This is a genomic window from Streptomyces meridianus (assembly GCF_023703325.1).
In the GTDB taxonomy this organism is placed as follows: Bacteria; Actinomycetota; Actinomycetes; order Streptomycetales; family Streptomycetaceae; genus Streptomyces; species Streptomyces meridianus.
In genome coordinates this window covers 178,487-197,015 of sequence record NZ_JAMQGM010000002.1, presented here as the reverse complement: position 1 = coordinate 197,015, position 18,529 = coordinate 178,487, and the positions used below count along the sequence as shown (strand labels likewise).

Sequence of the window (18,529 nt, the reverse complement as noted above, 5' to 3'; positions counted from 1 at the left end):
GGTTGCCCCCGCGTCGCGATCCGCGGTCGCGGGGGCGGTGGAGGGGTGACGATGAGCGAACGTGCGACGGCGGTCCAGCCGTGGCTCGTCATTCGGCAGGACGGCAACGGCAACCGCTACCGGGTCGCGAGCTATCCGACCCGGGCGGAGGCCGAGCGGGTCGCCGCCCGCCTGGACGGCCAGGGGCCCGGACTCTACGCGGTGGAACGCCTCGGCCGCCGTTCGTGAAGTTCCACGGCTCGCCGGAGAGGTTTCCAGGTTGCGGCACATGACCGAAAACGGTGCACGGATCGTGGCAGGCGGCGCGCTGACGCGCGACGGAGCACTGCTCGCCGCGCGGCGCACCCGGCCGGCCGGGCTGGCCGGCCGGTGGGAGCTGCCGGGCGGCAAGGTCGAGCCGGGCGAGACTCCGGAGGAAGCCGTGGTCCGCGAGCTGCGGGAGGAACTGGGGGTCGAAGCCCGCGTCCGGGACCGGATCCCGGGTGAATGGGCGCTGGGCCGGGGTTACGTCCTGCAGGTGTGGACCGTCCGGCTCGTGTCCGGCCGGCCTCGGCCTTTGGAGGACCACGACGAGCTGCGATGGCTGCCCCCGGACCGGGTCGACGAGGTCGACTGGCTGGAGCTGGACCGTCCGGCCGTCGCCGAGGTCATGCGCAGGCTCCGCGCGGCCGGGCCCGGGGCGGAGCTCTGAATGAGGTCCGCCCGGTGCCGCAGTGGTCCCGAGATAGGTCGATCCGATCCGGGGTATGCACACCATGACGGGCTGATTGTCTTGATCGTCATGAACAGCGAGGATGGTTCCGGTGCGTCCGGGACGGTCGGGCGTCCTGGCCGAAAGGGAACGCTCCCTGCTCCGGGAAGTGGTCGGCGTGAGCGACAGCACAGATGCGGGTCCTCCCGAAGAGGCTCCGCCCTCGCCGAGCGGCCCCCGGGGCGCCGCTGCACCGCCCGGTTCGAACGCCGAGTGGACCTTTCCGGCGGAGCCCGACGCCGTCGCCGGCGCCCGTGCGGTCGTCCGGGGGACCTTGCGCGAATGGGGGCTCGAGACGATGGGCGACATGACGGCGCTGCTGGTCAGCGAGCTGGTGACCAACGCCCTGCGCCACGCCAGCGGCCCGATCGGCCTGCGCATGGAGCGTGACCGGGCGGCGGACGCCCTCCTCGTCGAGGTCTCCGATCCGCTGCCCGACCCGCCGCGGGAACGGGCGGTCGGCGTGGACGACGAGAGCGGGCGCGGTCTGCAGCTCGTCGCCGGTTCCGCCCGCCGCTGGGGGACCCGCCGTGGCCGGACCGGCAAGACCGTGTGGTTCGAGCTGCCGCTGATGGGTTAGGAGTGGGGGGAGAGAACGACTGATCACGGCTGCTGCGAGAGCCGCGGGGGCCGCCGCGTGGAGGACACGGGGGGCATCGGCTGCGGTCGATTGAGACTGTGCTGTGATCGGGGAGGCCGTGTCCCGGTGGTCGTTGTGCTGGATACTCGGCGAGGACCGGTCCGGGATGTGTGAGCTGGAGGGGACGGTCGCGTGAGCGAGATACCAGCGGGGGCGGAAACCCCCGACGAGACGGCTGCCGAGGCGGCCGGCCGGCTGAACAGCCCTCCCGGGTCGCTCTACGACTACATCAGGGTCGCGTCCTTCTCCCTCGCGGCCGACGGCCGCATCGACCAGTGGAGCGACCGCGCAGCCGCCCTCCTGGGCATTCCTGCCGAAGATGCGCTGGGCCGGAGTCCCGTCGAGGCATTCCTCCCCGCCGAACTCCGCGACGGCGCCGACCGCTGGTTCACCGAGATCCTGGAGGCCGGTGAGCTGCCTTCGGGGGCGGACGCCGGCGGCCGCGTCGGCATCGTTCCCTACCGCAGCGCCCAGGGCACCCCCGCCGAAGGACTGGCCGAGCTGTACGTGATGCCGACCAGGACCGAGCACGGCGGACGCGGTGCCCTGTGTGTCGTCGTCGACGTACGCGCCCTGCGGCACATCGAGACCGACCTCGCCGCCTCACAAGCTGTTTTCGGCCAATCCCCGGTGGGTTTCCTGCTGTTCGGGACCGACCTCCAGATCATGCGCGCGAACGAGCGCTTCGCCACCATCTTCGGTGGCACCGCCGATTCCCACCGCGGGCGCAGCGCCGAGGACTACCTGCCGCGCGCCGAGGCCGACCGGCTGAACGTCGCGCTGCGGCAGGTCCTCCAGACCGGCAGCCCCGTCACCGAGATGCAGCTCGCGGGCGCCATACCCGGGCAGCGCGACGGACACCGCTGGTCCCTCAACCTCTACCGGCTGCACAACCGCACCGGACATACCATCGGTGTCGCGGCGCTCGGCATGGACGTCACTCGCCGGCGCAATGCCGAACGCGAAGCCGCCAGCGCCCGCCGCAACCTGGCGCTGCTCAACGAGGCCGGGGCCCGGATCGGCAACTCGCTCGACCTGGAGACCACCGCCCGGGAGCTGCTGGACGTGGCCGTCCCGCGCTTCTGCGACCTGGCCTCGGTCGACCTCTACCAGGGGCTGCTGGCCGGTGACGAGACACCGCAGGGACTGGCCGACGGCAGCGCCGAGCTGCGCCGCGTGGCCTTCTCCAGTGCCGTCTCCGACGCGCCCGTCGCCATCGGCGGGCAGGACACCTCGGAGCCGACCGCCGTCGGTCAGGTCCACCGCTTCCCCTTCACCTCTCCCTGCGCCGACGCGTTGCGCACCGCCCGGCCGCAGCTCATACCGGGCGGGGACGGCGACAGCCCCCGCGAACTCGGCGTGGTGGTGCAGTCCACGCTCGCCGTCCCGATGGTCGCCCACGACACCGTCGTCGGGCTCGTCCAGTTCTCCCGGACCAAGGGCAGCGAACCCTTCGGCGAACGGGACATCGCCCTCGCCGTCGAGCTGGCCGCCCGAGCCGCCGTCTGCATCGACAACGCGAGGCTCTACCGCAGGGAGCACGAGCGCGCCCTCATCCTCCAACGCAGCCTGCTGCCGCCCGGCGACCCCGAGGCCGCGGGACTCGACATCGCGTGCCGGTACCTGCCCGGCAACACCGCCACCGAGGTGGGCGGCGACTGGTTCGACGTCATCCAGCTGCCCGGCCACCGGACGGCTCTCGTCGTCGGCGACGTCATGGGCCGCGGTCTGCGGGCCGCCGCCGCGATGGGTGAACTGCGCACCGCCGTAAGGACGTTGGCCCTGCTCGACCTCGAGCCCGCCGAAGTGCTCGGAGCTCTCGACGAGATCGCCCAGGGCCTGGGTGCGCCCGCGGGGACCCACGGCGGAGCCCGCAGTGCCAGCCGAGGCAGGCAGAGCGCCGACGAGTCGTCCGACCTGTCCGAGATCTACCTCGCCACCTGCGTGTACGCCGTTTACGACCCGGTCACGCGCCGTTGCACGATCGCCAACGCCGGGCACCTGCCGCCCGTGGTCGTGGAGCCGGGTGAGCCGGCGCTGATGCTCGAGGTGCCGTCGGGCATGCCGCTGGGCGTGGGGGGCGAGCCGTTCGAGGAGATCGACGTCGAGCTGCCCGACAATGCGCTGCTCGCCCTGTACACCGACGGCCTGGTGGAATCCCGCGACCAGCCGCTCGACGAGGGCATGGACGCCTTCCGCGCCGCGCTCGCCGACCCCGGCCGCCGGCTCGAGGACGTCTGCGACCACGTGCTCAGCGCCCTCGACACCCACCACGGCGAGGACGACATCGCCCTGCTCATGGCGCGGGTCCAGGGGCTGCCCGCCGAGTCGGTCGGCGACTGGAAGCTCCCGGCCGAACCGCAGTCGGTCTCGCGCGCCCGTGAACTCGCCCGCGGACAGCTCGTCACCTGGGGCCTGGGCGAACTCGTGGACACCACCGAACTGTTGGTCAGCGAGCTGGTCACCAACGCGCTGCGCTACGGCGAGGGCGAGATCCGGATCCGGCTGCTGCTCGACAGCACCCTCGTCTGCGAGGTGTGGGACGGCGGGCTGGTCCAGCCCCGTAGGCGCCGGGCCCGGGACACCGACGAGGGCGGGCGCGGCCTGCAACTCGTCGGCCTGCTCAGCCTCGGCTGGGGGAGTCGCCGCACCCCGCACGGCAAGACGGTCTGGTTCGAGCTGCGGCTGCCGAACGGCGGCAGCCCGCCGGCCGACCCGGTCGAGGCGCTGCTCAGCCTGTACTGACCGCGGCTGCTGAACCGGAGCAACCGGACGGACGGAAGGAGGGAGGGGCGCCGCGGTCTGCGGCGCCCCTCCTTGCTCTGCGTTCCTGCCGGCCGGGTGCGTCAGATGCTGAAGCGCTCCTTGCGCAGGAGCGGGCGGACCCGTCCGGTGAAGCCGCCGCTGCGGAACGGCTGCTGGAGCAGGCCCGGCTTGAGCTGCTGGGCCAGAGCGGCGGCGATCATGCCCTGATCGAGGACGAGGACGTGGGCGCTGACCCGGCCGGTCTGCACGTTCACGGAGTCCCGGAAGCCGTATCCGTCGTCGTAGGCGCCGAAGTCACGGGCGATCCGCGTCAGGTTCGCCACGGCGTCGTCCGGGGCGAACTGCATGGCCAGGAACGAGGCGTGCGGGGTGACGACGCCGTTGGTGTACGCCGAGGCGGGCGGCAGCGGCTCGCCCTCCTTGATGTACGTGCGGTCGGTGTTGGAGGCGTAGCCGTCCAGGTTCATGCCGATCGCGTCGACGCCGTACTCCTGGTAGCCGCCCTCGGGGACGTTGCACGGGGAGAAGCCCCAGTAGCCGTACTCGGCCTCCCGCAGTCCGTGCTCGATGTGCGACTGCACGGTCCGCCGGTGGTTCAGGCCCCAGGACTTCGGCGACCACTCGGGCTCCGGTACGAACAGCGGCACCATCAGGGCCTCGAACATCGACCCGCCCCAGGTGGGGACGATCCTGCGGCCGCGGTAGGTGTAGTGGCCCTCGTAGACGCTGACGCCGTCGATGGTGACCTTGCCGCCCTGCGGGGTCTGCTCCTGGCCGTTCTCCGGGGGCAGGGTACGGAAGACGTGCCAGTAGTGCTCGGTCGGCAGGCTGCCGTCGGCTATGCCGAGGTAACTGGCCATCCGGGGCTCGGTGTTGAGCGCGCCGTAGTGGTGGCCGGTGGGCTCGCCGGTGTCGGTCCAGAAGCCGCCGCGGAGCTGGCCGGGGTGGCCGATGGGGTCGTCCGCGTCGAACGGCGTGTAGTAGTACGACCAGTCGGCGTCCGCCAGCAGCCGCTCGACCCGGGGCCGCAGCGACGGGTCGGCGTCGGCGGCGATGCGCAGGCCCGTGACGAGCCAGGCGTTGTCGACGGACGACAGGAACGGGCGGACGGGCGCTCCGGTGCCGGGCCACTCGGTGAGGACGTCACCGGTGGCCGGGTCGTACCAGTTGAACCAGAAACCGTTCGCGCGCTCCAGTTTCTCGACGGCGCCGATGGTGCGGGCGAGGCGGGAGTGCATCTGCGTGCCGCTGATGACGCCGAGTCCGTGGGCGGCGACGGTGGACCACAGACCGCAGCCGATGTTCGTCGGCGAGGTGTTGCGGGACCTGACGGGGGTGGGGCCGCTCAGATCGAGGGCGTCGGCGGGGAGGCCGAAGTCCGTCGTCATCGTTTCGATGGAGCGGTAGGTGTCGCGGAACCAGGTGTGCAGGGTGTCCTTGACGCTGCCGGTGGCGGTGCCGGCCGAGGCGATTCCGGTGGCGGCTCCTGGGGACGGGGCCGGGGCGGCGGTGGCGCGGGGGGCGAAGGCGGCGCCGGCGGCTGCGGCGGTGGCGGCGGTGGCGGTGCCGGCGAGGAATCTGCGACGGTCCATGGGTTTCCTCCCTGGGGTGGGGTGGATCGGGGGTGGAACGTGCGGTTCTGCGGTGGTGCGGGTGCGGGTGCGTTGTGGTGCGCTTCGTGCGGTGGTGCGGGTGCGTTGTGGTGCCGGGTCCGAGGCCTCCGGGGAGGGGTCCTGGACCGCATATTTACGGCCGCTGCCGGCCACAAATACACGGAAGTGTCCAGGACCCCTTCCCTGCGACCCCGTCCCCTCCGGTTCGGACTCCCGCCTCTGACCGCCTCGTTCGACGGTTCGGTGTGTGGTGGTGAGCGCCGTACCGGGTGTATTGCTGTTCGGTTGTGTGCGGCAGTCGCCCTCCCCTTCCGCCAAGTCCCCGATGGGCCCGGTGCTGCTTGCTGTCCCGCTCCGGCTCCGGTGGGGGAAGAGGGGCGGGTTCAGTCGGTGGTGAGGCGGAGGAAGCGGATGCCCGGGTTGGGGAGGGGGGTGGTGACCGTGGCCGTGCCGTGGGCGTCGGCGGTGACCGCGGCCAGGGTCTCCGTGGGGAGTTCGTCGGCGGCGCGGAGTTCGGCCCACTGCTGCTCGTCCGGCCAGTCGCCGCCGCCGAGACCGTCCCAGACCGCCTGGATGTTGCCGTGCTCCTGGTCGACCCGGTGCGAGGTGACGGTGTACTCGGTGCCGGGGCGAAGGCCGTTGACCTTCACCGTCACCGTCCGGTCGAGCACCTTGGCGCCGGCCACCTTGGACTGGTCGAGGGTGCCGTTCCACACCAGGACGTCCACCGCGGCGTCCGAGCCCGTGGCCAGCGACTCGACGAGCGCCTCGGCGCCGTCCCCGGTGACCGTGGCGGGCAGCCGTCCGCCGGCCAGCCGGGACAGCAGGTACAGCGCCCAGAAGCGCGGCTTGCGCAGGTTGCCGACCGTCAGCAGGCCGAAACCGCCGTGGAACAGCTTCGGCGGCCAGCCCAGCTCCTCGAACTGGTCGGAGCACACCCAGTACGCGAGGCAGTCGGTGGAGGACAGCGCGGACTTCATGCCCCGCAGCACGAACGGCGCGGAGAACACCGCGTCGCTCACCGGGTTGAAGTGGGTGGGCGTGACGCCCCACTCCGTCCACAGGATCTCCGGCTCGGGCTTGCCGGTGGCCTTCGCGTACGCCTGGGTGAGCGGGCGGAAGTCCAGTGGCGCGTTGCCGTAGGTGTGGGTGGAGACGAAGTCGACCGGGACGTCGTTCTCGCGGCAGAACTCCAGCAGGTCGCCGACCCAGCCGGCGGCCGCGGAGGAGGGGCCGCCGACGCGGATGCGCGCATCGACCGATTTCACGGCGCGGACCGCGACCTCGTAGAGGCGGTGGTAGTCGGCCTGGGTGCCGTTCCAGAAGACCTCGAGGTTGGCCTCGTTCCAGACCTCGAACTCCCAGCCCGCCACTTCGTCGGCGCCGTACCGCTCCCGCAGGTGGACGGTCAGGTCGCGGACCAGATCGCCCCAGCGTTCCCAGACCCTCGGGGTCGACACCAGCGCCTTGTAGTCGAAGACGGTGTAGCCGGGGTCGGACGCCAGCTCCTTCGGCATGAACGACAGCTCGACGACGGGCTTCAGGCCGGTGGCCAGGAACCGGTCGTAGACCTCGTCGAGGCCGGAGAAGTCGAAGCTGCCGTCCGGGCGGACCGTCACCGTCTCCGGGAGGAAGGTGCCGTGTGCACGGACCGTACGGACGCCGATCTCGTCGCGCATGATGCCCAGCGCCTCGGCGTACTCCTTCGCCACGTCGGAGCCGCCCGAACCGGGCTTGTCCCAGAGCAGCAGCGAGAAGTGCTCGGCACCGATCATGCGCCGCCACACGTCCGGCAGCGGACCGGGCTCGGCAGAGGCGTCCACGGTGACCTGGACTCCCGCGGGCTCCGAACCGCCCGCCCGGGCGCAGCCGCTGACCGGCTCCGAGAGCGGCCCGGCGCCGCTGTCCGACCAGGTCGCGACGGCGTACCAGTAGCCGCGGCCGGGGGCGGCCAGGGTGTCCGCGTACGGCGGGTGGGGCACCGCGAGGACATCGCCCCCGAGATGGTCGAGCGGGACGAACTCCCCGTCGACGGATTCGGCTCGGTGCACGAGGTAGCCGAGCGCGCCCGGCACCGGGTCCCAGTTCAGGAGCACATGGCCGGTACCGTCCTCAGCCGTCAGACCGGTGGGGGCGGGGAGCTCGCCGGTGCCGGTGAGACCGGCGTCGCTCGGCATGCCGATGCGCTGCTCCCAGTCGGCACGGGCTGCGGACTTGTCGGTCATGAGTGGACGTACCTTTTCGTCAGGGGCGTGCGGGTCGTGCGGCTGTCGGGTCGTGCGGCTGTCGGGGGGCGCCGTGGCGTCACTTGAGGCCTGCGGTGGCGAACCCTTGCGTGAAGTAGCGCTGGAGGACGGCGAAGACGAGCAGCACCGGCAGGACGACCAGGAAGGATCCGGCCATCAGGACGCCGTTGGAACCGTCCGCCTGGTTGGGGTCGGTGGCGAACGTCGCGAGGGCCACCGGCAGCGTGTACTTGTCCGGATCGTTGGTGGCGATCAGCGGCCACACGAAGTTGTTCCAGGACTGCAGGAAGGTGAGGATCGCGAGTGTCGCCAGGGCGGGCTTCACCAACGGCATCACGATCCGCCAGAAGATGAACCACTCGCCCGCCCCGTCGATGCGGGCCGCCTCGAGCATCTCGTCGGGGACGGACAGCATGAACTGGCGCATCAGGAACACCCCGAACGCCCCCGCCGCGAAGGGCAGGACGAGTCCCGCGTGGGTGTCGAGCAGCTGCATCCGGCTCATCAGCACGAACAGCGGCAGCAGCATCAGGTTGCCGGGGACCATCAGGGCGCCCAGCACCAGCGCGAAGATCTGGCTGCGGCCGGCGAAGTTCAGCTTCGCGAGGGCGTAGCCGAGCATCGAGCAGAACAGCAGGTTGCCGACCGTGACCAGAGTGGCGACGATCACGGAGTTGAGGAAGTACAGCGGCATGTCGAGCTTGTCCAGCAGCTCGCTGAAGTTCTCGAGGGTCCACTCCGTCGGGATCCACACCGGCGGGCTGGCGGACAGTTCGGGGGCGGTCTTGAACGAGGCCAGACCCATCCACACGAACGGCGCGGCCATCACCACCAGTCCGGCCGACAGCAGGACGAGGGGCAGTGCCCGGTTGTGCCGTGACTTCCCCGGTCGGGCGGTGGTCATTTGGTGTTGTCCTTCAGCAGTCGGAGCTGGAGCACGGTGATGCCCATGATCACCACGAACAGGACGTAGGCCATCGCGCTCGCATAGCCCATGTGGAAGTAGCTGAAGCCCTCGCGGTACATGTCGAGCGAGACCGTGAGCGTGCTGTCCGACGGTCCGCCCTGGGTCATCACGAACGGCTCCTCGAACACGTTCAGGTAGCCGATGGTGGTGATCACGGTGGCGTACAGCAACGTCGGCCGCAGCAGTGGGACGGTGATCCTGCGGAACTCCTGCCAGGCGCCCGCGCCGTCCAGCCGGGACGCCTCCCGCACCTCGGTGGGGATGGCCTGGAGGCCGGCGATGCACAGCACCATGACCGTGCCCAGGTTGCGCCACACTGCCATGACGATCAACGAGGGCATTGCCAGCGCCTCGGAGCCGAGGAAGTCGGGTGAGGTGAGACCGACCTCGGCGGCAAGGCCGGCGATCAGCCCGTCGCCCGGGTCGAGCACGAACCGCCACACGACCGCGACGGCGACGATGCTCGTGACCACCGGGGCGTAGAAGCCGACCCTGAAGAACGTGCGCATGCGGTCGATGCCGGAGTTGAGCAGGACGGCGACCACGAGCCCGAGGCCGATGGTCAACGGCACGCCCGCCGCCACGAAGTACGCGGTGTTGAACAGCGCGGCGAGGAACTTCTCGTCCTCGAAGAGCCTGGTGTAGTTCTCGAACCCGGTGAACTCCGCCGAGAACGGGTCGGTGACGTTGCGCAGTCCGAAGTCGGTGAAGCTCATGGCCAGGGTCGCCAGGATCGGCATCGCCATGAACGTCGCGAACAGCACCAGGAAGGGCGTGGAGAAGAGCCAGCCCGCGAGGTGGTGCACGCCGGCCCGGGACCGCCGGGCCCGGCCGGCCGGGGCGGAGGGCCCCGGGCCGGCCGTGGACGTGGCGACCCGGTCAGTGGTCGTGGTGCTCAACGCCTACTCCACGAGGCCTGCGGTCGAGGACTGCATCTTCTTCGCGGCCTGCTCCGGGGTGGCCTTGCCCTGGATGACCGACTCGATGCCGGAGTCCAGGCGGGCGCCGAACTCGGCCCACTTGGCCATCGGCGGGACGGCCTTGGCGTTGTCCATCTGTGTGCGGAAGATCTCCAGGTTCGGGTTGTCCCCGAGCTTGCCGCCCTCCCAGGCCTCGCGGTTGGCGGGGAGGTCGGTGGTCCGCTTGTGCCAGTCCACCTGCTGCTCGGTCGAGGTCAGGTAGGAGATGAAATCCGTGGCGGCGGCCTTGTGCTCGCTGTCCTTGAACGCGACGAGGTTCGAGCCGCCCGCGAACGAGGTGCCCTTCCCGTCCGGGCCGGCCGGGATCGGGGCCACACCCCACTTGCCCTTCAGCTGCGGCTGGTTCTCGGCCAGGCTGGTGGTGATCCAGGGGCCGGAGAGGAACATCGGCACGGAGCCGTTGCCGAAGTCCTTGGTGACGTCGTAGCCGGGCCGGAGGCTCTTCTTGGCCAGGCCCTTGTCGAAGTACGCGGCGTACTCCTTCAGCGCCTCGACCGTGGCGGGGGTGTCGAGGGACGGCTTGCCGTCCTTCACCAGGTCGCCGCCCGCGGAGTAGAGGAACGGCAGCCAGTTCTGGTTGGTGTCCAGGCCGTTGGGCTGGAGCGAGATGCCCCACTTGGTGTCGGCCTTGTCCTGGTACTTCGCGGCGAGCGAGGACAGTTCCTTCCAGGTGGTCGGCGCCTTGTCGACGCCGGCCTTCTTCGCCAGGTCCGTGCGGTAGTAGAGGACGCGGGTGTCCACGTACCACGGCACGCCGTAGACCTTGTCGTCGAAGACGTTGTTGCCCCAGGCGGCGGGGAAGAAGTCGCCCTTGTCGAACTTCTTGGTGTCCACCGGCTCGAGGACGCCGAGGTCGGCCATCTCGCCCATGAACGTGGTGCCCATCTGGGCCATGTCCGGCAGCGTCCCGGCGGCGGCCGCGGAGACCAGCTTCTGGTGGGCGACGTCCCAGCCGATCGGGGTCACCTTGACGGTGATGTTGGGGTGCTTCTTCTCGTACGCGTCGGCGACTTCCTGGAGCTTCTCGCCTTCGGTGCCGAAGCCCCAGACCGTGATCGTCTGCTTGGCGTCCGCGGCGGTCTCCTTGGCGCCCGACCCGCCGCACGCGGTGAGTGCGAAGGTCGCGCCGAGCGCTACGGCGGCCGAGACGGTTCTGGCTGTGCGGTGCATGAGGGGCTCCTCCTCGAGCTCCAGGCCTGGTGTATGCGCTGCCTGTAAGCGCATACATCACTGTGTGGCAGCCGCGCGGATGCTCGCAAGAGGCCCCAGGATCACGCTTCGGTAACGGCAGAGTTGAAACCGAACCGGTGGGGTCAGACGTTAGGTTCGAAATAGAGACGGCGGAAGTGGTTGTGACCGAACCGGTTTGATGGATGTCGTGCGAAGGGGCCGCCGGACACATCCGGCGGCCCCTCCGTACGGACCTCAGCGGGCGGCGGCCCTCAGGGCGCTCGGCCCGTCCGCGCGCCGGCCCCCGGGCTCCAGCAGCCGCTCGGCCAGCACCCCGAAGACGGCGCCGAAGGCCGCCCACTGCAGCGCCTGGACGCCGATCGAGGCGAGTCGGAACTGCCACAGCAGCGCTGCGGGGAAGCCGTCCGGCACTTCCTGCATGGACGGCAGGAACGCCATCGCCAGGGCACAGGCGAGGACGAACGCTCCCGTCGCCGTGACCGTCGCGTTCCCGTTGCCCCACCGTGCGGCGAGCCGGCGGCCGAGCAGCACGGCCAGGACGCCCAGCAGCACCGTGAGCGCGATCATCAGGAAGAACAGGGCGGTGCGCTTGCCGATGGTGTCCGGATCGCCCACAGCCGGCGGGTTCCCGGGGTACTTCAGGAACGGCACCAGATGCACGGTCACGAAGACACCGAACGCCGTCAGCGCGGCGGTAGCCCGCGCGCCGAAGCGACCGATCCGCCCGAGGGCGAAGCAGAAGACCAGCGCGCCGATGCCGCCGGTCGCGGTTCCGAAGGCGAGGACGGCGGTGGCCAGCCCGGCGGTGGACTGCACGGCGCGGCTCACCGCCTCCACGCCGTGACCGTGGCCGTGGCCGTGGGCCTCCTCGAAACCGACGGCCGCGTCGACCGGCGGTTCACCCACGACATAGGCGAAGACGAAGACGAACAGACCGGCGACGGCACCGGCCAGCATGCCGCGCACCAGCAGCGCGCGGACCTTGGCGGCGTCCATGCGTCCGTTCCCCCCGGCCGTCAGTGGCACGGGAAGCCGAGCAGATGCCGGCCGTCGTGGAGCCACTCGTGCACGTTCTCGCCCGCGATCAGCGAGGTGGCGCCCTGCTCGGCGCCGACGAAGTAGAGCACGATCAGCATCAGCAGACCGAAGAAGGCAGCCCAGGGCAGCAGGGTCCGGACCGGAACCTTGGCCAGGTCGGCGGAGGGGAGGGGGGCAGGGGTGATGGCGGATTCAGCCACGGCGGAACCTCCTCGGGAACACGCGTCCCGCATTGTTGGAGCACGCGACGACGGCCCGAGGGTCTGACTCACCGTCCCGAAGTCCCCGCGGAGGGCATCGGGATACGGCATACAGTGGCGCGACCGTGCCGGATTCCCACCGGCTTCCTTCGCACCGTCGTCCTGTCGGAACCGACGCTATCGGTACTGCACCCCGCGGCCAAGGGCGCACCCTCCTCCGTGACCGGCCCGGACACCGGGATGGGAGGATCTGATTCCATGACAGTCCGGCTGACCCTGCTGGCCGCCGCCCCGACCGGGCCCGCCGTGCGCGCAGTCCGGTTCGGCGACGACCGTCCGCCCGGCGAGCACGAACGGGAGCAGATCCTGACGATCGCCGCCCGACTGTCCGGCGCCCGCCACCACTTCACCGCCCCGTCCGCCCGATGCCGGGAGACCGCCCGGCTGCTCGGGCTCCCCGCCGCGGTCGAACCGGACCTGCGGGACGGCGACATGGGCAGCTGGACGGGCCGCACGCTCGACGACATCGCCGCCCGTGACCCTGCCTCGCTCGGGGCGTGGACGGCCGATCCCGACGCGGCGCCGCACGGCGGCGAGTCCGTCAGCGAGCTGTGCGCCCGCGTGGCCCGCTGGCTCGACGGCCTGCCCGACGGGACCGGCCGGGCCGTCTCGGTCGCCGGGCCCGCGGTGGTGCGCGCGGCGGTCGTGCACGCCCTCGGCGCCGGGCCGGGATCCTTCCCGCGCGTGGACGTACTTCCGCTCGCCGTCGTCCGGTTCACCCGTCGCGCCGGCCGTTGGAACCTCCGCCTCGTCTGATCCGCAGCCGGTGCGCGGCAGGACCCTCCGCGGGTGGGGGCCGGCCGGGCCGGGACCGCTCAGAGCTGCGGGTCCGGGCAGCCGCAGCTGGCCCGGCGCATCACCGTGACGGGCAGCACCAGCGACACCGGCTCCCGCTTGGGGGCCGCGAGCCGCTGCACCAGCAACTCGACGGCCTCCTCACCGAGCCGCCGCATCGGCTGCCGGACGGTCGTCAGCGCCGGTCGGACCAACCGGCCCAGCGGAATGCCGTCGAATCCCGTCACCGCGATGTCGTCCGGAACCCGGGTGCCGCGTTCCTCGAGCGCGTGCAGCGCCCCGACGGCCATCTGGTCGTTCGCGAACAGGATCGCCCGCGGCGGTTCGCCGGGCCGGTCCAGCAGCGCATGCGCCGCCCGTCGTCCCTCCGCCTGCGTCATCTCCGCGCGGACGTCCGGCTGGCCGGGGACCTCCACCCCGGCCTCCTCGCACGCCTGCCGGAAGCCCCGGAACCGTGCTTCGGCGTCGGGGGAGACCGCCTCGCCGCCGACGAACGCGAGCCGCCGGTAGCCGTGGTCACCGATCAGATGGCGGGTCAGTTCGCGCTGGCCGTCGTGGTTGGCCACCTCGATGTGGTCGAGATGGTCGATCTCCCTGGGCCCGGCGAGCATGACGACCGGCAGCCGCCGCGAGATGACCTCGAGCGACTCCGTCGGCACGGTGCGGGCCAGCACGGCGAAGCCGTCCACCCGGCCCGCGACCTCCGCCACCAGGTTCTCCGGGCCCCCGGCGAGCGAGGCGGCGATGAGCAGGGCGTAGCCCCTGCGGCGGGCCGCGCGTTCCATGCCGCGGATGATCTCGTCGGAGTAGAGCATCTCCTCGTCGCCGTTGGCGGGGGAGTCCTCGGCGTCGGGGTCGGCATAGTCGGGGAAGCACAGTCCGAGTACCCCGGTGCTGCGGCTGGCGAGGCCCCGGGCGCTGCCGCTCGGGACGTAACCGAGCGCGCGTGCGGCCTTCAGGACCCGGTCCCGCGTCTCGCTGCGTACCGAACCGGGGCTGCGGTAGACCCGCGACACCGTGGCGATGGAGACGCCCGCCCGATCGGCGACGTCGTACACCGTGGGGGCACTCACACGACCGACCGTCCGCTTCCGCTGTGGAACAGCACCCTTTCACCAGGCGCTGTAAGCGCATTCATGGTAGGTGCTCGTTGCACACAGAGGCAACCACGGCCGCCAGGACGCGCGGGTGCGTCCTGACGGCCGTGGCGGTGGCGGGAGGTCAGTCCCGCCGGCGGATCTTGTTGCCCAGCCAGACCAGAGGGTCGTACTTGCGGTCGGCCACCCGCTCCTTCAGCGGGATCAGCGCATTGTCCGTGATCTTGATCTGCTCGGGACACACCTCGGTGCAGCACTTGGTGATGTTGCAGTAGCCGAGGCCGTGCTCGTCCTGCGCCGTCTTCTTGCGGTCGAGCCCGGCCTGCTGCGCCGCGTCGAGCGGGTGCATGTCCAGCTCCGCGATCCGCATCAGGAAACGCGGACCGGCGAAGGCCGGCTTGTTCTCCTCGTGGTCGCGCACCACGTGGCAGACGTCCTGGCACAGGAAGCACTCGATGCACTTGCGGAACTCCTGCGAGCGCTCCACGTCCTCCTGCTGCATCCGGTACTCGCCCGGCGCCACCCCCGGAGGCGGGACGAAGGCCGGCACCTCCCGCGCCTTCGTGTAGTTGAACGAGACGTCGGTGACCAGGTCCCGTACGACGGGGAACGCCCGCATCGGGGTGACCGTGATCGTCTCGCCCTGCTCGAACACCGACATCCGGGTCATGCACATCAGCCGCGGCCTGCCGTTGACCTCCGCGCTGCACGAACCGCACTTGCCCGCCTTGCAGTTCCAGCGCACCGCGAGGTCCGGCGCCTGGGTGGCCTGGAGACGGTGGATGATGTCGAGGACGACCTCGCCCTCGTGGACCTCGACGCGGAAGTCCTCGAGCCCCCCGCCGTCCGTGTCGCCCCGCCAGACCCGGAAGTGCGCGGTGTATCCCGTACTCGCTGCCGGTTCCGGTGCGGCGGCCGGCTGCTGGTCCGCGTCGTGGTGGGATGCCGTGGCACTCACTGGCTCAGCTCCTCGTCCGTCAGGTACTTCACCAGTTCGTCCTTCTCGAACAGGCCCAGCAGATCGGGGCGGATCGGCGGCATCTCCCGCCGCTCCAACCGGATCTGGCCGCGTTCAGGGTCCGCCTGCGCTCCCGAGCGGTCGGCGAGCCGGCAGACCAGATTGAACCGGCGCCACTGGCGGTCCATCGCCGGATGGTCGTCGCGGGTGTGACCGCCCCGGCTCTCGGTGCGTTCGAGGGCGGCCTTCGCCACGCACTCGCTGACCATCAGCATGTTCCGCAGATCGAGTGCCAGATGCCAACCGGGATTGAACTGCCGGTGCCCCTCGACGCCTGCACTCCGGGCCCGGGCCCTCAGGCCGGAGAGCCGGTGCAGGGCCTCGGACATCTCCTCCTCGCGGCGGATGATGCCGACCAGGTCGTTCATCGTCTGCTGCAGTTCCTGGTGCAGCGTGTAAGGGTTCTCGGCCGGGCTCCCGGCACCGGCTCCCTCCGGACTCTCGGCGCTGAACGGCCGCAGCGCCTCGGACTGCGCCGCGTCGATGTCGGCGTCGCCGGCCACGGAACGCTCGTCTCCGGTGAGCGCCGCCGCGTACTGAGCCGCGTGGAGGCCCGCCCTCCGGCCGAAGACCAGCAGGTCGGACAGCGAGTTGCCGCCGAGCCGGTTGGAGCCGTGCATGCCACCGGCGACCTCACCCGCCGCGTAGAGGCCGGACACGCCGGCCGCGGCGGCGGTGTCGGGATCGACGTCGACACCGCCCATCACGTAGTGGCAGGTCGGGCCGACCTCCATCGGCTCGGCCGTGATGTCGACGTCAGCCAGCTCCTTGAACTGGTGGTGCATCGACGGCAGCCGGCGCTTGATGACCTCGGCCGGCATGCGTGTCGAGACGTCCAGGAAGACGCCGCCGTGCGGGGAGCCGCGGCCCGCCTTCACCTCGGAGTTGATCGCGCGCGCGACCTCGTCGCGGGGCAGCAGCTCGGGCGGTCGCCGGTTGTTGTCCGGGTCCTCGTACCAGCGGTCGCCCTCGGCCTCCGTCTGGGCGTACTTCTCCTTGAAGACGTCCGGGATGTAGTCGAACATGAACCGCTTGCCGTCGCTGTTGCGCAGCACGCCGCCGTCGCCGCGCACGGACTCGGTGACGAGGATCCCCTTCACCGACGGCGGCCAGACCATGCCCGTCGGGTGGAACTGGACGAACTCCATGTTGATCAGGGAGGCACCGGCGAGCAGCGCGAGGGCGTGTCCGTCCCCGGTGTACTCCCAGGAGTTGGAGGTCACCTTGAAGGACTTGCCGATACCGCCCGTCGCCAGGACGACCGCGGGGGTGTCGATGACGAAGAAGCGCCCCGACTCCCGCTCGTAGCCGAAGACGCCGGCCACCTTGCCGCCCGACCCGGGCCCGGCTGCGTCCGTGGTGAGCACCCGGGTGACGGTGCACTCCTGGAAGACCTTGAGCCGGGCCTCGTGGTCGCCGAACTCCCGCTCGTCCTCCTGCTGGAGGGAGACGATCTTCTGCTGGAGGGTGCGGATGAGCTCCAGGCCTGTGCGGTCACCGACGTGGGCCAGCCTCGGGTACTCGTGGCCGCCGAAGTTGCGCTGCGAGATGCGGCCGTCGGCGGTCCGGTCGAACAGAGCGCCCCAGACCTCCAGTTCCCACACCCGGTCCGGTGCCTCGCGGGCGTGCAGCTCCGCCATCCGCCACTGGTTCAGGAACTTGCCGCCGCGCATGGTGTCGCGGAAGTGCACCTGCCAGTTGTCGCCCTCGTTGACGTTGCCCATGCTCGCCGCGATGCCGCCCTCGGCCATCACGGTGTGGGCCTTGCCGAACAGTGACTTGCAGATCACCGCGGTGCGCATGCCCTGCTCGCGGGCCTCGATGGCCGCGCGCAGGCCGGCGCCTCCGGCGCCGACCACGACCACGTCCCACGCCTGCCGGTCGACTTGCGTCATCTCTGGAATATCCCTCTCTCGCTCAGAACAACCGCGGGTCGTCGAAGACGCCGGTTGCGAGCAGATACACGTAGAAGTCGGCGACGGCGACGCTGATCAGCGAGGCCCAGGCGAGTTGCATGTGCCGTTCGTTGAGCCTGCTGACCCAGCCCCACATCCGGTAGCGCACGGGATGCCGCGAGAAGTGCTTGAGGCGACCGCCGATGATGTGCCGGCACGAGTGGCAGGACAAGGTGTACGCCCAGATCAGCGCGATGTTCACGAGCAGCACCAGGGTGCCCAGGCCCATGTGGCCCCACTCGCCCTCGGCGTTTCGGAAGCCGAGCACGGTGTCGTAGGTCAGGATCCCCGCGACGACCAGGGCGAAGTAGAAGAAGTACCGGTGGACGTTCTGCAGGATCAGCGGGAACCGGGTCTCGCCCGTGTACCGCCGGTGCGGCTCGGGTACCGCGCAGGCCGCGGGAGACGCCCAGAACCCGCGGTAGTACGCCTTGCGGTAGTAGTAGCAGGTCAGCCGGAACCCCAGCGGGAAGATCAGGATCAGCAGCGCCGGCGACAGGCCCCACCAGCTGCCGACGAGGTGCCAGTCGGCTCCGCCCGGCATGGGGACGCAGTTCTCCGCCAGACAGGGCGAGTAGAACGGCGACACGTAGGGGGCCGCGAAGTAGTGCTCGCCGGCGAAGGCGCGCCAGGTCGAGTAGACGACGAAGGCGAACAGGCCGAAGGCGGTGGTGGCGGGCGCCAGCCACCAGCGGTCGGTGCGCAGATGCCGTGCCGGAATGGCGGCGCGCGTGGCGCCGTCCACTCCGCCACGCGCGCTGCTGCTCGATTCGTCGGTTCCGGGTCGGGGTTCGATGCCAGTGGCCAAGGAAGACTCCGTCGTGGAGCGAGGACGATGCGGGGGGTACAGGGCGGCAGGCGGCGCGGCGGGTGGGGGCCGACGCGGCCGGGAGCAGGAAAGCCCGTTACGGCGCGTGCCGGTCGCGGGACCCCAGCCCCTCGTCCTCGGCGTCCGTCCACAGACTGCTGTCGTAGGGGGCGTCGGGGATGGTGACCAGTTCCGGCGTCTGCGTCGGCTGTCCCGGGCGGGCCATGGCGGTGCGCAGTAGGGCGAAGCTCTCCCGCAGGTGATCGGCGTCCGTGCGTACCCGGCGCATGTCCAGTCCGGTTCCGGCCTGGGGCTCGAGTCTTCCGACTGCCCGGAGCAGCTCGTCGAGCGCTCGCTGGACATTCGACAGTTCGTCCTGCAGGGACATGTTCTGCCCTCACCTC

17 protein-coding genes are annotated in these 18,529 nt (G+C 70.9%); 5 read left to right on the top strand and 12 right to left on the bottom strand.

What is annotated here, in order from left to right; genetic code table 11:
• The first annotated feature begins 51 nt into the window (after positions 1-51).
• The 4 genes from M1E25_RS02560 (at position 52) to M1E25_RS02545 (ending at position 4,136) form a co-directional block, all read left to right on the top strand.
• On the top strand, positions 52-228 hold the full coding sequence (locus M1E25_RS02560; RefSeq protein ID WP_251408769.1) for an SPOR domain-containing protein: 177 nt from the start codon (positions 52-54) through the stop codon (positions 226-228).
• A 40-nt stretch (positions 229-268) separates the two neighbouring features.
• The gene (locus M1E25_RS02555) at positions 269-691 is read left to right on the top strand and encodes a (deoxy)nucleoside triphosphate pyrophosphohydrolase (protein ID WP_251408766.1); all 423 of its coding nucleotides are present in this window, start codon (positions 269-271) and stop codon (positions 689-691) included.
• Positions 692-860: 169 nt separating this feature from the next.
• Complete coding sequence (locus tag M1E25_RS02550) at positions 861-1,331, top strand: ATP-binding protein (RefSeq protein ID WP_251409051.1); 471 nt, start codon at positions 861-863, stop codon at positions 1,329-1,331.
• Between the two features lie 192 nt (positions 1,332-1,523).
• The gene (locus tag M1E25_RS02545; RefSeq protein ID WP_372500499.1) at positions 1,524-4,136 is read left to right on the top strand and encodes a SpoIIE family protein phosphatase; all 2,613 of its coding nucleotides are present in this window, start codon (positions 1,524-1,526) and stop codon (positions 4,134-4,136) included.
• A 101-nt stretch (positions 4,137-4,237) separates the two neighbouring features.
• Here the strand turns inward: M1E25_RS02545 and M1E25_RS02540 are convergent, their stop codons facing one another.
• The 7 genes from M1E25_RS02540 to M1E25_RS02510 all read right to left on the bottom strand — a co-directional run bounded on the left by M1E25_RS02540 (position 4,238) and on the right by M1E25_RS02510 (position 12,425).
• Positions 4,238-5,749, bottom strand: a complete 1,512-nt coding sequence (locus tag M1E25_RS02540) for a glucoamylase family protein (RefSeq protein WP_251408763.1) — start codon at positions 5,747-5,749, stop codon at positions 4,238-4,240.
• Positions 5,750-6,153: 404 nt separating this feature from the next.
• Complete coding sequence (locus M1E25_RS02535) at positions 6,154-7,995, bottom strand: GH39 family glycosyl hydrolase (RefSeq protein ID WP_251408760.1); 1,842 nt, start codon at positions 7,993-7,995, stop codon at positions 6,154-6,156.
• Positions 7,996-8,074: 79 nt separating this feature from the next.
• On the bottom strand, positions 8,075-8,920 hold the full coding sequence (locus tag M1E25_RS02530; RefSeq protein WP_251408757.1) for a carbohydrate ABC transporter permease: 846 nt from the start codon (positions 8,918-8,920) through the stop codon (positions 8,075-8,077).
• The gene (locus M1E25_RS02525; RefSeq protein ID WP_251408754.1) at positions 8,917-9,882 is read right to left on the bottom strand and encodes a carbohydrate ABC transporter permease; all 966 of its coding nucleotides are present in this window, start codon (positions 9,880-9,882) and stop codon (positions 8,917-8,919) included. The genes M1E25_RS02530 and M1E25_RS02525 overlap by 4 nt, the downstream gene beginning before the upstream one ends.
• Positions 9,883-9,885: 3 nt before the next feature.
• Positions 9,886-11,133 carry a sugar ABC transporter substrate-binding protein gene (locus M1E25_RS02520; RefSeq protein WP_251408751.1) on the bottom strand — a complete coding sequence of 416 codons (1,248 nt, stop codon included), beginning with the start codon at positions 11,131-11,133 and terminating at the stop codon, positions 9,886-9,888.
• 255 nt (positions 11,134-11,388) lie between these two features.
• Entirely contained in the window at positions 11,389-12,150 is a 762-nt protein-coding gene (locus tag M1E25_RS02515; RefSeq protein ID WP_251408749.1) for a CbtA family protein, read from the bottom strand.
• A gap of 20 nt (positions 12,151-12,170) precedes the next feature.
• Positions 12,171-12,425: a CbtB domain-containing protein gene (locus tag M1E25_RS02510; RefSeq protein ID WP_285830247.1), complete on the bottom strand. Its 255-nt coding sequence runs from the start codon at positions 12,423-12,425 to the stop codon at positions 12,171-12,173.
• 225 nt (positions 12,426-12,650) lie between these two features.
• Between M1E25_RS02510 and M1E25_RS02505 the strand changes: the two genes are divergently transcribed.
• Positions 12,651-13,208 (top strand): histidine phosphatase family protein, encoded by a 558-nt coding sequence (locus tag M1E25_RS02505; RefSeq protein WP_251408742.1) that lies wholly within the window; start codon positions 12,651-12,653, stop codon positions 13,206-13,208.
• Positions 13,209-13,267: 59 nt separating this feature from the next.
• On the opposite strand, the gene M1E25_RS02500 is transcribed toward M1E25_RS02505, so the two are convergent.
• The 5 genes from M1E25_RS02500 to M1E25_RS02480 all read right to left on the bottom strand — a co-directional run bounded on the left by M1E25_RS02500 (position 13,268) and on the right by M1E25_RS02480 (position 18,513).
• A complete protein-coding gene (locus tag M1E25_RS02500) occupies positions 13,268-14,320 on the bottom strand; it encodes a LacI family DNA-binding transcriptional regulator (RefSeq protein WP_251408739.1) in 1,053 nt (350 codons plus the stop codon).
• Positions 14,321-14,468: 148 nt separating this feature from the next.
• The gene (locus M1E25_RS02495) at positions 14,469-15,302 is read right to left on the bottom strand and encodes a succinate dehydrogenase/fumarate reductase iron-sulfur subunit (RefSeq protein WP_251408736.1); all 834 of its coding nucleotides are present in this window, start codon (positions 15,300-15,302) and stop codon (positions 14,469-14,471) included.
• Entirely contained in the window at positions 15,299-17,257 is a 1,959-nt protein-coding gene (locus M1E25_RS02490; protein WP_251408733.1) for a fumarate reductase/succinate dehydrogenase flavoprotein subunit, read from the bottom strand. The genes M1E25_RS02495 and M1E25_RS02490 overlap by 4 nt, the downstream gene beginning before the upstream one ends.
• 22 nt (positions 17,258-17,279) lie before the next feature.
• On the bottom strand, positions 17,280-18,125 hold the full coding sequence (sdhC, locus tag M1E25_RS02485) for a succinate dehydrogenase subunit SdhC (RefSeq protein ID WP_251408731.1): 846 nt from the start codon (positions 18,123-18,125) through the stop codon (positions 17,280-17,282).
• Positions 18,126-18,222: 97 nt separating this feature from the next.
• Positions 18,223-18,513 carry an Rv0250c family protein gene (locus M1E25_RS02480; RefSeq protein WP_251408728.1) on the bottom strand — a complete coding sequence of 97 codons (291 nt, stop codon included), beginning with the start codon at positions 18,511-18,513 and terminating at the stop codon, positions 18,223-18,225.
• Between the last annotated feature and the right edge of the window lie 16 nt (positions 18,514-18,529).